The 13,130-nt window shown below is 65.6% G+C and carries 13 protein-coding genes and 1 riboswitch; of the genes, 4 read left to right on the top strand and 9 right to left on the bottom strand.

All coding sequences use genetic code 11. The annotated features are described in order from the left end of the window. Positions 1-103: 103 nt before the first annotated feature. Both IPV08_RS23520 and IPV08_RS23525 read right to left on the bottom strand, forming a co-directional pair. Positions 104-1,237, bottom strand: a complete 1,134-nt coding sequence (locus tag IPV08_RS23520) for a polyamine ABC transporter substrate-binding protein (RefSeq protein ID WP_207414192.1) — start codon at positions 1,235-1,237, stop codon at positions 104-106. Positions 1,238-1,271: 34 nt separating this feature from the next. Continuing rightward, positions 1,272-1,634 carry a RidA family protein gene (locus IPV08_RS23525; protein WP_207414194.1) on the bottom strand — a complete coding sequence of 121 codons (363 nt, stop codon included), beginning with the start codon at positions 1,632-1,634 and terminating at the stop codon, positions 1,272-1,274. A 219-nt stretch (positions 1,635-1,853) separates the two neighbouring features. On the opposite strand from IPV08_RS23525, the gene IPV08_RS23530 reads away from it, so the two are divergent. After that, complete coding sequence (locus tag IPV08_RS23530; RefSeq protein ID WP_056427555.1) at positions 1,854-2,117, top strand: GlsB/YeaQ/YmgE family stress response membrane protein; 264 nt, start codon at positions 1,854-1,856, stop codon at positions 2,115-2,117. 99 nt (positions 2,118-2,216) lie between these two features. Here the strand turns inward: IPV08_RS23530 and IPV08_RS23535 are convergent, their stop codons facing one another. The 3 genes from IPV08_RS23535 to rpsO all read right to left on the bottom strand — a co-directional run bounded on the left by IPV08_RS23535 (position 2,217) and on the right by rpsO (position 5,260). Continuing rightward, complete coding sequence (locus tag IPV08_RS23535; RefSeq protein ID WP_207414197.1) at positions 2,217-2,438, bottom strand: DUF2892 domain-containing protein; 222 nt, start codon at positions 2,436-2,438, stop codon at positions 2,217-2,219. 166 nt (positions 2,439-2,604) lie between these two features. Next, positions 2,605-4,776 (bottom strand): polyribonucleotide nucleotidyltransferase, encoded by a 2,172-nt coding sequence (gene pnp, locus IPV08_RS23540; protein ID WP_018044127.1) that lies wholly within the window; start codon positions 4,774-4,776, stop codon positions 2,605-2,607. 214 nt (positions 4,777-4,990) lie between these two features. Next, a complete protein-coding gene (gene rpsO / locus IPV08_RS23545) occupies positions 4,991-5,260 on the bottom strand; it encodes a 30S ribosomal protein S15 (protein WP_018044126.1) in 270 nt (89 codons plus the stop codon). Between the two features lie 437 nt (positions 5,261-5,697). Between rpsO and IPV08_RS23550 the strand changes: the two genes are divergently transcribed. Further along, on the top strand, positions 5,698-5,997 hold the full coding sequence (locus tag IPV08_RS23550; RefSeq protein WP_207414199.1) for a hypothetical protein: 300 nt from the start codon (positions 5,698-5,700) through the stop codon (positions 5,995-5,997). A gap of 48 nt (positions 5,998-6,045) precedes the next feature. On the opposite strand, the gene IPV08_RS23555 is transcribed toward IPV08_RS23550, so the two are convergent. Together IPV08_RS23555 and IPV08_RS23560 are read right to left on the bottom strand one after the other, a co-directional pair. Next, positions 6,046-7,095, bottom strand: coding sequence for a low specificity L-threonine aldolase (locus IPV08_RS23555; protein WP_207414201.1), 1,050 nt, complete (start codon positions 7,093-7,095; stop codon positions 6,046-6,048). 50 nt (positions 7,096-7,145) lie between these two features. After that, positions 7,146-7,257, bottom strand: a riboswitch (SAM-I-IV-variant riboswitch). A gap of 307 nt (positions 7,258-7,564) precedes the next feature. Continuing rightward, entirely contained in the window at positions 7,565-8,374 is an 810-nt protein-coding gene (locus IPV08_RS23560; RefSeq protein WP_207414203.1) for an exodeoxyribonuclease III, read from the bottom strand. Between the two features lie 139 nt (positions 8,375-8,513). On the opposite strand from IPV08_RS23560, the gene IPV08_RS23565 reads away from it, so the two are divergent. Continuing rightward, on the top strand, positions 8,514-9,254 hold the full coding sequence (locus IPV08_RS23565) for a lysophospholipid acyltransferase family protein (RefSeq protein WP_348646187.1): 741 nt from the start codon (positions 8,514-8,516) through the stop codon (positions 9,252-9,254). Between the two features lie 183 nt (positions 9,255-9,437). Beyond that, positions 9,438-10,130 carry a hypothetical protein gene (locus IPV08_RS23570; RefSeq protein WP_207414207.1) on the top strand — a complete coding sequence of 231 codons (693 nt, stop codon included), beginning with the start codon at positions 9,438-9,440 and terminating at the stop codon, positions 10,128-10,130. Between the two features lie 195 nt (positions 10,131-10,325). On the opposite strand, the gene IPV08_RS23575 is transcribed toward IPV08_RS23570, so the two are convergent. Both IPV08_RS23575 and IPV08_RS23580 read right to left on the bottom strand, forming a co-directional pair. After that, positions 10,326-11,237, bottom strand: coding sequence for an outer-membrane lipoprotein carrier protein LolA (locus IPV08_RS23575; protein ID WP_207414209.1), 912 nt, complete (start codon positions 11,235-11,237; stop codon positions 10,326-10,328). Between the two features lie 243 nt (positions 11,238-11,480). After that, the coding region (locus IPV08_RS23580; RefSeq protein WP_281435367.1) for a DNA translocase FtsK at positions 11,481-13,130 on the bottom strand (1,650 nt) is incomplete at its 5' end.

Genomic DNA, 13,130 nt, shown 5'->3' on the forward strand with positions numbered 1-13,130 from the left:
GATATGAACGGAGAATTGCCGGGCATTCATTCGACGAGGACAACGACGATTTGCCTGATGCGTAAAAGGAGTGACACTCGTTCCACCAGTTCGAGCCCTCCTTTCACCGCCCCGTCCGCACCCGCGTCCAATTCCGCGTCACGAACCTTTGCGTCCGGTCATCCCAGGCCTGGTTGGTGAAGAGCCGCTGCATCGTCGCGTCGTCCGGGTAGATGCCGGGGTTGTTGAGGATCTCCGGCTTCACCAGCGGTTTGGCGGCGAGGTTGCCGTTGGCGTAAGCGACGAAGTTGGTGTTGGCCGCCGCCACGTCGGGGCGCATCATGTAGTCGATGAAGATGTGGGCCTCCTCGGGGTGGGGCGCGTCCTTCGGGATGGCGAGGGCATCGAACCACATCAGCGCGCCTTCCTTCGGGATGAAATAGGCGATCTCGACGCCGTTCTTCGATTCCTCGGCGCGTTTCTTGGCCTGCATCACGTCGCCGGAATAGCCGACCGCGAGGCAGAGATCGCCGTTGGCGAGGCCGTTGATGTATTCCGAGGAGTGGAATTTTCGCACCGAGCCGCGCACCTTGAACAGCGCGTCGGTGACCTGGGAGATGTCGTCCCAGCGCTTGGTGTCGGGCTTGAGGCCGTAGGCCGGCAGCATGCTGGGGATCAGGTCCTCGGGGCTGTCGAGCATCATCACCCCGCAATCCTTGAGCTTGGCCATCAGGGTGGGGTTGAGCACCAGGGTCCAGGTGTTGAGCGCCTGGTTCGGGCCGAGGCGCTCGCGCACGGGGCCGAAATTCACGCCGATGCCGGTGGTGCCCCACATGTAATCGACGGCGTAGGTGTTGCCGGGGTCGTAGACCGCGAGGCGCTGGGCGATCTCGGGCCAGGCGTGTTTCAGGTTCGGGATCTTGGCCTTGTCGAGGGGCCGGAACACGCCGGCCTTGATGAGCCGTTGCAGGAACGGGCCGGTGGGCACCACGAGATCGTAGCCGGACTGGCCGGCGAGCAGCTTCGTCTCCAGGATCTCGTTGTTGTCGTAGGTGTCGTAGACGACCTTGATCCCGGTCTCCTTGGTGAAGGCCTCCAGGGATTTCGGATCGATGTAATCCGACCAGTTGTAGATGTTGACCACGCGCTCCTGCGCCTTCGCCCCCGCCGAATTGAGGAGGGCGAAGGCGAGGAACAGGGACCCGAGAAGGCTGAGCGCCAGCGCGATCATCAGGACGGCGAACACGATACGACGCATCGGCGGGCTCTCTTGTCTCGGGACCGGGTCGGGATCAGGCGGGGAGCTTGGCCGCGACGACGACGATCTCCACGAGGTATTCCGGCCCCGCGAGCTTGGCCTCCACGGTGGCGCGGGTGGGCGGGTTCTCCTTCGAGACCCAGGCATCCCAGGCCGCGTTCATCTCGGCGAAGGTCGCCATGTCGGCGAGATAGATCGTGGCGGAGATGAGCCGGGTCTTGTCGCTGCCGGCCAGCGCCAGCAGCCGGTCGATCTCGGAGAGCACTTCCTGCGTCTGCGCGGTCACGCCGGCCCCCACCGTCGTCCCCGCCACTTGGCCCGCGAGGTAGACCATCTCGCCATAGGTGACGGCCTGGCTCATGCGGGCGCCGGATTCGAAACGGGTGATGGTGGTCATGGATCGCTCTTCATGGGGCGCCGCGCGGGCGCATCGTCGGGGCAAGCGTTGTGCCGCGCGCCACGCATCCGCGTAAAGGGGAGGGCGGCGGCCAAGGTCGAGAATGCGACACAATCGCCGTCCCGCGGCGCAACCCATCCCGCGATGCGGCGTTGCATGAGCACAAACGGTCAAGTCCGGGCGGGACAATCCCGGCCACCGCGTTTCGAGGATCAGCTCATGGATATCATCTGGACCATCATCATCGGCTTCCTGGCCGGTGTCGTCGCCAAGTTCATCATGCCGGGCGACAAGGAGCCTGCAGGGTTCATCCTCACCACCATCCTGGGCATCATCGGCGCCTTCGTCGCCACCTTCCTCGGTCAGGCGCTCGGCTGGTACGGTCCGAACCAGGGCGCGGGCTTCATCGGAGCCGTGGTCGGCGCCATCGTCGTGCTCGCGATCTACGGCTTCATCGCCAGCCGCCGCACCACCACCCTCTGAACGGACGTGACGGCGCGGGCCTCGGGTCCGCGCCTCTCGCATTTCATCGGACAGACAAAAGGGGCGCCCCATCGGAGCGCCCCTTTTTCGTGGTCCGGTTCAGGAAAGGTAGCCGGCGGACTTGGCCGGGCAATGACCGGTGGCACCCCGGATGGCGAGGCCGGCGCCGACCACCAGGGCCGCCAGGCTGAGCCACTTGTTCGGGCGGGGCTGGGCGGCGGCGGCGGCGATGCCGAGGCCCAGAACGACGGACACGGCCCGCTCGGTGGTCGACAGGTTGGTCTCGCCTTCGAAGATGCTCGGAATCATCGGATCGGCCATGGTCGCACATACTCCTCGTGTTGCGTCGCGGGGCGAACGCGGCGGGAGGATGGGTGTTCCTCACGACCGGACCGGGGCGTTGACGCATCCTCGCCCCAAACGAAAAGCGCGGCCCCTTGCGGAGCCGCGCTTCTCATTCTCGATCAACCCTCAGGGCTGAGACGGCTTACGCGTCCTGGCGGGGTCCGCGGGCGCGGTCCTGCTCGGCGTTGCGCTCGGCCTTCAGCTTCTCGGTGAGGTCCTCGCCGGTCTCCTGGTCGACGACCTTCATGGAGAGGCGGATCTTGCCGCGATCGTCCGCGCCGAGGAACTTCACCTTGACCTTCTGGCCGTCCTTGACGACGTCCGTCACCTTGGCGACGCGCTGGGCAGCGAGTTCCGAGATGTGGACGAGGCCGTCCTTGGCGCCGAAGAAGTTCACGAAGGCGCCGAACTCCATGCACTTCACGACGGTGCCGTCGTAGATCATGCCGACTTCGGCTTCCGCCACGATCGACCGGATCCAGTTATAGGCGGCCTTGATGGCCTTGCCGTCGCTGGAGGCGATCTTCACCGTGCCGGTGTCGTCGATGTTGATCTTGGCGCCGGTCTTCTCGACGATCTCGCGGATCACCTTGCCGCCGGTGCCGATCACTTCCCGGATCTTGTCGGTGGGGATCTGCATGGTTTCGATGCGGGGCGCGTATTCGCCGAGCTCGGGACGGGCATCGGTGAGGGCCTTGGCCATCTCGCCGAGGATGTGGACGCGGCCTTCCTGCGCCTGATGCAGGGCGACCTTCATGATCTCCTCGGTGATGCCGGCGATCTTGATGTCCATCTGCAGCGACGTGATGCCGGCTTCCGTGCCCGCCACCTTGAAGTCCATGTCGCCGAGGTGATCCTCGTCGCCGAGGATGTCGGACAGCACGGCGTAGCGCTCACCCTCGAGGATGAGGCCCATGGCGATGCCCGCCACCGGACGGCGCAGGGGCACGCCGGCATCCATCAGCGACAGCGACGCGCCGCAGACGGAAGCCATCGAGGAGGAGCCGTTGGACTCGGTGATCTCGGACACGACGCGGATCGTGTACGGGAACTCGTGGGCCGGCGGCAGGACGGGGTGCACGGCGCGCCAGGCGAGCTTGCCGTGGCCGATCTCGCGACGGCCCGGGGAGCCCATGCGGCCGGTCTCGCCCACCGAGTAGGGAGGGAAGTTGTAGTGCAGCAGGAAGGTTTCCTTGTAGGTGCCTTCCAGCGCGTCGATGAACTGCTCGTCCTCGCCGGTGCCGAGGGTGGCGACCACGAGGGCCTGGGTCTCGCCGCGGGTGAAAAGCGACGAACCATGGGCGCGCGGCAGCACGCCGACCTGCGACACGATCGGGCGCACGGTGCGGACGTCGCGTCCGTCGATGCGGGAGCCGGTGTCGAGGATGTTCCAGCGGACGACCTTGGACTGCGCTTCCTTGAACGCGGCCTTGACCTTCTCGGCCGGGAACTTGGCCTCGCCCTCGGCGGGGCAGAGCGCGGCCATCACCTTCGCCTTGACGGCGTCGACGGCGGCGTAGCGCTCCTGCTTCACGGTGTTCTTGTAGGCGTCGCGGAGTTCCGCTTCGCAGACGTCGAGCACGGCCTTCTCCACGTCGCCGTTCTCGGGCGCGGAGAAGTTGCGGGGCTCCTTGGCGGCCTTCTCGGCGAGGCGGATGATTGCGTCGATGACCGGCTGGAAATGCTTGTGGCCGAACATCACGGCGCCGAGCATGGTCTCTTCATCGAGCTCCTTGGCCTCGGATTCCACCATCAGCACGGCGTCCTGCGTGCCGGCGACGACGAGATCCAGGGTCGAGTTCTCGAGCTCGGGAACCGGCGGGTTCAGGATGTACTGGCCGTTCACGTAGCCGACGCGGGCCGCGCCGATCGGGCCGGTGAAGGGCACGCCCGACAGGGTGAGGGCGGCAGAGGCCGCCACCATGGCGAGGATGTCGGGATCGTTCTCGAGATCGTGGGTCAGGACGGTGACGACGACCTGGGTGTCGTTGCGCCAGCCTTCGACGAAGAGCGGACGGATCGGGCGGTCGATGAGGCGGGAGACCAGGGTCTCCTTCTCGGAGGGACGGCCTTCGCGCTTGAAGTATCCGCCGGGGATGCGGCCGGCGGCGTAGGCGCGCTCCTGGTAGTTCACGGTGAGCGGCAGGAAGTCGATTCCGGCCTTGGGCTCCTTGCCCGACACGACGGTGGCCAGCACCGAGGTCTCGCCATACGTCGCCATCACGGCGCCGTCGGCCTGGCGGGCGACCTTGCCCGTCTCGAGGACGAGCTTGCGGTCGCCCCAGATCAGCTCTTCACGTTGTACGTCGAACATATGTCATGCCTTCCTGCGGTCGGGCGTGCCCGGCGCCGCCAGGGGCAAGACGGCGAGGAGTTCCGCGCCGGACCGGCGAAGAACTCCTGGCGATCCTGTCCCCGACGAGTGCGCCTCGAAGCGGCCCGATGGTCGCGCGGCCAGACCCATTCCGGCAGCGCGGGACGTCAATGAAACGCGGCCCTGAGCCAGGCTCGGGACCGCGAAAATCGCCTTAGCGGCGGATGCCGAGACGCTCGATGAGGCTGCGGTAGCGGGCCTCGTCCTTGCGCTTGACATAGTCGAGCAGCGAGCGGCGCTGCGAGACCATCTTCAGGAGGCCGCGGCGGGAATGGTTGTCCTTGCCGTGGGTCTTGAAGTGACCGGTGAGGTTGGTGATCCGCTCGGTGAGGATCGCCACCTGGACCTCCGGAGAACCGGTGTCCTTGCCGCCGGTCGCGTATTCTTTGATGAGCGCAGTCTTGCGCTCGGCCGAAATCGACATCGCATTCCCTTTCGATACGGGTTTTCGGGTCGAGACGGTCCTCCTCGGGAGGGACCGCCTCAGCCTGGGACGGGGCCTGTGCCGGGATGTCGTCCAGCACGGTCGCGTTCACAAGCAGGTTTGGCCCCGTGCCCGTTTCCGGGTCGAGGCACCGAGACACATACACGAATCCGGGTCGCGTGCCACCCCCCGCGGCACCCCGGCGGGCCGTTGCCGGGCCGGGGAACAGAATTCCCCAAACTGTTATGCCGGCCCGGCACCCGCGCCAACGCCTTGATTCAGCACAGTGTCGGCCGATCTGCCGACATCTCTTTCATCGCAGCGTTACAGTCGGCGCTTAATTCAATCGTTGTCATGGACCACCAGAACATTCATATGGTTGGGGCTAGTCGGCGATCCCCTGTCGCCTAACAATTTACCATGTCGCCGGAAACACAATGGATAGAATCGCGGTAAAAATCCTGAAGCCAATAGCCTTCGCGGCACTAACATTCGGCGCAAGCTATTACTTGTTCAATTCAGCATTCGTCTCCCTGATTCTCAGCCTCGTCCCCCTATTACTCGGATGGCTGGGTGTGCTTGAAACGTTTTCGTACACGATCGCAGCAGCTTTATTCATCGCCGCCGTCGTCTGGTCCGTCGTTCCGGTGGATATGAAGAATCTGGTGGCGCTACAGACCGAGGCTGCAGTCAAGGAATTCTCGACGACGATGCCTACGCCAAAAAAGCCCGACTGAGACTTTCCAACTGCTTCATCGGGTAGCTCGATGGAAGCGCCTGACGAATCAGGCCGTCAGCGCCTCGCTCACGCCGCGGATGTCCCGAACCAAGGCGTCGATCCGATCCGGATCGGAATCCCAGGCGAACATGAACCGGGCGCCTCCGCCGATAAACGTGTAGAAACGCCACCCCCTCTCCCGCAAAGCCTCCAGCCGCTCGGGGGAGGCCTTCAGGAACACCGCATTGGCCTCCACCGGGAACATGGCGGTGAAGCCGGGGCATTCCGCCACCGAAGCGGCGAGGCGTTGCGCGCAGGCATTGGCATGGGCCGCGTTGCGGAGCCAGGCGCCGCCTTCCAGCATTCCGACCCAGGGGGCGGTGAGGAAGCGCATCTTCGAGGCGAGTTGACCCGCCTGCTTGCAGCGATAGCCGAAATCCTCGGCGAGGGCAGGATCGAAGAACAGGATCGCCTCGCCTGCCGCCATTCCGTTCTTGGTGCCACCGAAGCAGAGCAGATCGACGCCGGCCCTCCAGGTCATCTCCGCGGGCTCGCAGCCGAGGCTGGCGCAAGCATTGGCGAAGCGTGCGCCGTCCATATGGAGGCGCAGACCAAGCTCACGGCAGGCAGCGGAGATCGCCCGAATCTCGTCGAGCGTATAGACCTGCCCCGTCTCGGTTGGCTGGGTAATGGTCACGACCCGGGGCTTGGGGAAGTGGATGTCCGAGCGGCCGGAGGCGAGCCCGCGGATGAGAGCGGGGGTAAGCTTGCCGTCGGCGCTCGCCGCCACAAGCAGTTTCGAGCCGTTGGAAAAGAACTCCGGCGCGCCGCACTCGTCGGTCTCCACATGGGCCGAGGCCGAGCAGATGACGCTATGGTAGGATTGGCACAGGGAGGCCAGCGCCAGGGAGTTCGCGGCGGTACCGTTGAAGGCGAAGAACACCTCCGCATCCGGCTTGTCGAACAGGTCGCGGAACGCGTCCGATGCCCGCTTCGTCCAGGCATCCTCGCCATAGGCGGGCACCGAGCCGCCATTGGCCGCCTCGGTGGCGGCCCAGGCCTCGGGGCAGATGCCGGCGTAATTGTCGCTGGCGAATTGCTGGGGTTCGGTCTTCATCGTCGCTTCGCCTTCCGTCGGTCCCGCAGGAGAGCCGAAGCGACGCGTGGCGAAACCCGTTTCGTTGCCGGTTCGGCCACATCCCCTCCAGTCGATGAGGGCTCCACCTTGCTCGGATCAGCAGGTTGGCGTCGGGCGTCGCCGCGACTCTTGATGCAAAGGGAAGCTTAACAGCGCGCGGGGCCAGCCGCAACGTGACGAGAGTGATGCGTGCCGCCCGTCCTCCGACACTCGAAGGACGGGCGGGGAGCTACCTTCAGGCCGTCGGGCGACCCGAGCGACCGGAATAGCGGCGACGGAGGTAGGAGACGACTTTGGGGAGAAGGAAGGCGAGGATCAGCTTGCGCATGCGCGACACTCCGGAAAGGGAAAAAGATACGACTCCATCCGGAGCCGCCTGTCTGGAGAGCAATGATCGGCCCGGCGTTGCGTTCCTTGGCCGGCTGCACAGATGGGATGCGACGGCCCGTCAAAGCTCCAGCGTCAGCGTGACCGGGACATGGTCGGAGGGACGCTCCCAGCCGCGTGCCTCGCGGAAGACGTCCACCGCGCGGGCGGTGCCGTCGAGATCCGGCGAGACCCAGACATGGTCGAGGCGACGCCCCTTGTTGGCGGCGGACCAGTCGGGCGAGCGGTAGCTCCACCACGTGTAGATCTTCTCCGGCTCAGGCGTCAGGACGCGGGCGGCATCGATCCAGCCGGCCTCACCACGCAAGAGCTCCAGCGCTTCCGTTTCTACCGGCGTGTGGCTGACGACGGAGAGAAGCTGCTTGTGCGACCAGACGTCGTGCTCGAGCGGCGCCACGTTGAGGTCGCCCACCAGGATCGCCGGGCCGGCCATGCGCCGCCCGCCCCATTCACGCAGGTCGCGGAGGAAATCGAGCTTGTGGGCGAATTTCGGGTTGAGGCCGGCATCCGGAATGTCGCCGCCGGCCGGAACGTAGAAGTCATGAATCACGAAGCCGGCGGCAGCGCCCGCCTCCGGCCCGAGCACGGCCGAGATGTGGCGGGCATCCGGCTTCCCGCAGAAGGCCATGACGTCGCGGGTGAGCAGGGGAAAGCGCGATAGGATGGCGACGCCGTTATAGCCCTTCTGGCCGGCGAACACGACGTTCTCGTAGCCCGAGCCGCGCAAGGCCTTGAGGGGAAAGGCATCGTCCGGGCACTTCGTCTCCTGCAGGCAGAGCACGTCGGGCTTCACCTCGGCGAGAAACCGAAGGACGAGATCGATGCGCAGCCGCACCGAATTGATGTTCCAGGTGGTGACGGAGAGGCGCAACGGGTCTAGCTCACATATGTCATAAGGATCGGGACCGGCCGCTTCGATAGACCGGATCGGCCCGCCCGTCGCCGCACAATTGCCGCGTTCCATCGTCGAGAGGGATGCGCCGTCGCAGATACTGGAAGGATCGCCCGTCGTGTCGCGCACCCGCTCTGCGCTTTTCAATATTTACTGGGCCGCCTGGACCGCTTGTTTCGCGCTGCCCCTCGTGGTGCTCGCGATCCTCGGTTGCCCGACACGGCCGATCCGTGCGGCGACGCGGCTGTGGTCGCGCGGCATCCTGTTCGGCCTGCGTCACATCGTCGGCCTGACCTATGTGGAGGAGGGGCGCGCGCGCATCCCCTCCGAGCCGTGCCTGATCGTGGCCAACCACCAATCGGCCTGGGAGACCCTGGCCTTTCTCATCCTGATCCCGAACGTCGCCATCGTGGCCAAGCGCGAACTCGTGGCGATTCCCATCGTGGGCTGGTTCCTGCGCCGCTCGCCGATGATCATCATCGACAGGGCCAACGGCACCCAGGCCCTGCGCACGATGATCGACGAGAGCCGCCTCGCCATCGCGGAAGGCCGCTCCATCCTGATGTTCCCGGAAGGCACCCGGAGCACCATCGACGCGCCGGTGCAGTTCAAGCGCGGGGTCGAGCTGCTCTATGCCAAGCTCGGACTGCCCGTCCTGCCGGTGGCGGTGAATTCGGGCCTGTACTGGCCGCATGGCGGCTCGCGCCACATCCCCGGGACGGTGGTGGTGAGCTACCTGGAAACCCTGAAGCCGGGCCTCTCGGGCGGAGAGTTCATGCGGGGCACGCAAGACGCGATCGATGCCGAGCTGAACCGTTGGCGGAGCGGCAGCCCGGAAATGAGCCTTCAAGCGTCGTAAGCCTCCAAACCGCTCCTCGAAGAGCCGAGGCCGGCATGGCCCGGAGCCCGTCGTGCTTCCGATAGATCGATCCTCCCTCCACGCGAGGGAAATAACTCCCGCCTAGGTTGTGTGAGTTAATCCACAGTTAGTAACGTTGTCCTATATGCTTGCGGCAAGACCACAACCGCAAGGTTAACCGCCATGACCGCAATCGCAGCAGCATCGACGGCGGGGACGACTGTTGGCAGGCCCGGCGCCGACAAGTCGCAGAACGGGGCACAAGCTCCCGCCGCGACGGCCTCATCCGCCGTGACGAAACCCGCCGCCGTGATCGACCTGAGCGCCAATGCCAGATCGGTACTCGCCAGCCTCGTGGGAACGTCGACGAGGACCAAGGACGTCACGCCGTTCGAGACGATGCTCAAAGAGCGGACCGACGCCCTAACGCAGAAACTGCTCAAGGCGTTTGCGGACAAATCCATTCCCGCGGACGAATCGTTCACGCTGCAGCTCGACGATCTTGGGAATCTCAGAACCGACAGCCCATACAAGAAGACGATGGAGGAGATTTTCGAAAAAGATCCCGACCTCGCCAAGGAATTCAAGGAGATCGCCTCCCTCAACTCCATGAAGGCAGCTCAGAAGGCCATGGAGGCCTTCGAGAAGGAGAAGGCCGCCGCCAGGGACGACGACGAGAGAAGTGCGGCACAGAGCCGGTTCACCACGCGCCTATCGACGTCGCTGGAACTCTCGAAGACAATGGTCCTGAAGGACGGAAAACTGACGTCGCTGAGCCTGGACTTCATGACGAAGTCGGTGGGCGAAACCGTCGCGCCGAAAGCGAGCGAGAAAGCCAAGCAGCTGGCCGCCAAGGGGGTATCCATCGAGGTCTGAGCCAGAGCGTCCGCGTATGACGCTGGAGATCTTCCGGCTCGATGCTTCCGCAAAATTGGCCTGTCCCGGCCGCCTGAAGCGGCAGCTCACAGTGATCCGGCACCCGGTGCAAGGGGCTCTGCCTCGACGGCCACGGATTGGGGAGCTGGATGAGCGAGACGCCCTTCTCCCCTCCACCCCGGATGGGAATGGCCCTCACTGCGCCTTGATCTGCTTCTCCATTGCCTTGTCCTCGCTGCGCCCGTAATTGATGAAGAACTGGCTGCCGTCGATGGCCTTGCCCTTCTGCAGGTTCGAGAGCTGGACCGTGGTCTGGTAGCCTTGCGGATCGGTGATCCGCCACTGGCTGAGCGTCTTCACTTCGGAGTCGAAAAACAGCTGGATCTTCGAGGTACCGCCCAGTGTCGCACGGTCCTCCAGCGAGATGCGGATGCCGCCCGGATCGTTGGCGATGTCCGACACGGTGAGGTCGCGGGCGAGGTCGATCTTGTCGCGCAGCAGGAATTTCAGCGGCGTCTGCGAGATGAAGTAGAGGTCCTGGGTCTTCAGCTTGCGGTCCTTCACCGCCACCGACGTGCCGTCGGCCACCACCTCCATGGGGGAGGGCTGGTCGTAGTCGAAACGCAGGCGGCCAGGCTTGGCCAGCGTCAGCTTGCCCCCGATGCGGCGCCCATCGGCGGCGATCTGGACGAAGTTGCCGCTGAGCGTGGTCATTCCGTTGAAATAGGCATTGGCCTGGGCGAGCACGGCGGCGGGCTCGGCATCCAGCATGGACGACGCGGCGGTGGGGGCGCCGACGGCGGCGACCTTGGCGGGCGCGTCCGAGGGCGCGGCCTTCGCGGCGGGTTTCGCGCCGGAGGCGGCCTTGTCCGCCCCCGCCTTGGCGTCCTTGGCGGGTTTGGGCGCCTGGGCCGCCGGCTTCTTCGGCGCGGTGGGAGCGGCCGGGGGCGCTTCCGGCTCGGGAGCGGGGGCCGGCGCGGGCTGCTCCTTGCGGCCGAACAGACCGTCGAGGAAGGACGAGACCTGCGCCGTGGCCGGCGCGGGTTGGAGGCCGGCCGCCAGCACGAGGAGCGAGCCGGCGGCGAGAAGGTGGCGTCGGCCGGTCATCCTGGGGCGTTCTCCGAAGTCGGGTGGGGTTCGGCTTAGAACTCGACCCTGTGGCGAATATGGGACGGGACCTCCCTCGCCCCAAAAGGGAGACGGACGGTACTCATACCGTTCTCCGCTCGATCGCCTCGGATCGTGCGGTCGCCGCGGGGCTCCCTCTCCCGTGTGGGAGAGGGTACCCGCGGTACATCTCGTTCTTCGATGATCAGCCGGTTCGACGGAATCGGTCCAGCGGATCACGTCTCACTCGTCATCGTCCATCATCGACGAGGACATGGAGATCGACCCCATGCTGGACGGCGCGGTTTCCATCAGGATCTCGCGTTTGCCGGCGTGGTTGGCTTGGCCCACGATGCCCTCGACCTCCATCCGCTCCATGATCGAGGCGGCGCGGTTGTAGCCGATCTGCAGGCGGCGCTGGATGTAGCTGGTGGAGGCCTTGCGGTCCCGCATCACCACCTGCACCGCCTGGTCGTAGAGGTCGGCCCCCGCATCGATCCCGCCGCCCGCATAGGCGCCGGCATCGAAGATCGGCGCGTCGATCTCCTCGGCCTCGGCGGCCGCCGCCTTGTCGGCCTTGGAGGCCTTGGCCGGCTTCTCCTCGGGCGGGTTCTCGTCCACGGTGACGGCTTCGAGATAGGACGGCCGGCCCTGGCGCTTGAGATGGGCGACCACGCTCTCGACTTCCGAATCCGAGCAGAACGGGCCGTGGACACGGGTGGTGCGGCCACCACCTGCCATGAACAGCATGTCGCCCTGGCCCAGCAGCTGCTCGGCGCCCATCTCGCCGAGGATCGTCCGGCTGTCGATCTTCGAGGTGACCTGGAAGGAGATCCGGGTCGGGAAGTTCGCCTTGATCGTGCCGGTGATGACGTCCACCGAGGGACGCTGCGTCGCCATGATGAGGTGGATGCCGGCGGCACGCGCCATCTGCGCGAGACGCTGGATCGCGCCTTCGATGTCCTTGCCGGCCACCATCATCAGGTCGGCCATCTCGTCGACCACGATGACGATGTAGGGCAGGGCCGAGAGGTCCATCTCCTCCGTCTCGAACACGGCCTGGCCGGTCTCGCGGTTGAAGCCGGTATGGATCTCGCGGGTGATGATCTCGCCCTTGGCCCGCGCTTCCGCCATCCGGGCATTGTAGCCGTCGATGTTGCGGACCGCGATCTTGGACATCTTCTTGTAGCGCTCCTCCATCTCGCGCACGGCCCATTTGAGGGCGATGACCGCCTTCTTCGGGTCGGTGACGACGGGGGAGAGCAGGTGCGGGATGCCGTCATAGACGGACAGTTCCAGCATCTTGGGATCGACCATGATCAGGCGGCACTCTTCCGGCTTCATCCGGTAGAGCAGGCTGAGGATCATCGTGTTGATCGCCACCGACTTGCCCGAACCGGTGGTGCCGGCCACCAGCAGGTGGGGCATCTTGGCGAGATCGGCGATGATCGGCTCACCGCCGATGTTCTTGCCGAGGCAGAGGGCGAGCTTGTGCTTGCTGATGCAGAAATCGGCCGAGGACAACAGCTCGCGCAGGTAGACGGTCTCGCGGGTCTCGTTGGGCAGTTCGATGCCGATGACGTTACGGCCGGGCACCACCGCCACGCGGGCCGAGACAGCCGACATCGAGCGGGCGATGTCGTCCGAGAGGCCGATGACGCGGCTCGACTTGGTGCCGGGGGCAGGCTCCAGTTCGTACAGGGTCACGACAGGGCCGGGGCGGACGGCGAGGATGTCGCCGCGCACGCCGAAATCCTGCACCGTCTGCTGGAGGTTGAGCGCGTTCTGCTCCAGCACGTCGGCATCGACTTCCTCGGTGCCGGTCACCGGCGGCTCGGCCAGCAATTCCAGCGAGGGGTGCTCGTAATCCTCGTTCTCCACCAGCGACATCGG

The sequence above is a fragment of the Methylobacterium sp. SD274 genome (assembly GCF_017355285.1).
Lineage (GTDB): Bacteria > Pseudomonadota > Alphaproteobacteria > Rhizobiales > Beijerinckiaceae > Methylobacterium.

What these genes read in the sequence shown, in the direction of transcription:
- IPV08_RS23520 (WP_207414192.1), bottom strand. Translation starts at nt 1,237, where the DNA reads ATGCGTCGTATCGTGTTCGCCGTCCTGATGATCGCGCTGGCGCTCAGC.
- IPV08_RS23525 (WP_207414194.1), bottom strand. Translation starts at nt 1,634, where the DNA reads ATGACCACCATCACCCGTTTCGAATCCGGCGCCCGCATGAGCCAGGCC.
- IPV08_RS23530 (WP_056427555.1), top strand. Translation starts at nt 1,854, where the DNA reads ATGGATATCATCTGGACCATCATCATCGGCTTCCTGGCCGGTGTCGTC.
- IPV08_RS23535 (WP_207414197.1), bottom strand. Translation starts at nt 2,438, where the DNA reads ATGGCCGATCCGATGATTCCGAGCATCTTCGAAGGCGAGACCAACCTG.
- pnp (WP_018044127.1), bottom strand. Translation starts at nt 4,776, where the DNA reads ATGTTCGACGTACAACGTGAAGAGCTGATCTGGGGCGACCGCAAGCTC.
- rpsO (WP_018044126.1), bottom strand. Translation starts at nt 5,260, where the DNA reads ATGTCGATTTCGGCCGAGCGCAAGACTGCGCTCATCAAAGAATACGCG.
- IPV08_RS23550 (WP_207414199.1), top strand. Translation starts at nt 5,698, where the DNA reads ATGGATAGAATCGCGGTAAAAATCCTGAAGCCAATAGCCTTCGCGGCA.
- IPV08_RS23555 (WP_207414201.1), bottom strand. Translation starts at nt 7,095, where the DNA reads ATGAAGACCGAACCCCAGCAATTCGCCAGCGACAATTACGCCGGCATC.
- IPV08_RS23570 (WP_207414207.1), top strand. Translation starts at nt 9,438, where the DNA reads ATGACCGCAATCGCAGCAGCATCGACGGCGGGGACGACTGTTGGCAGG.
- IPV08_RS23575 (WP_207414209.1), bottom strand. Translation starts at nt 11,237, where the DNA reads ATGACCGGCCGACGCCACCTTCTCGCCGCCGGCTCGCTCCTCGTGCTG.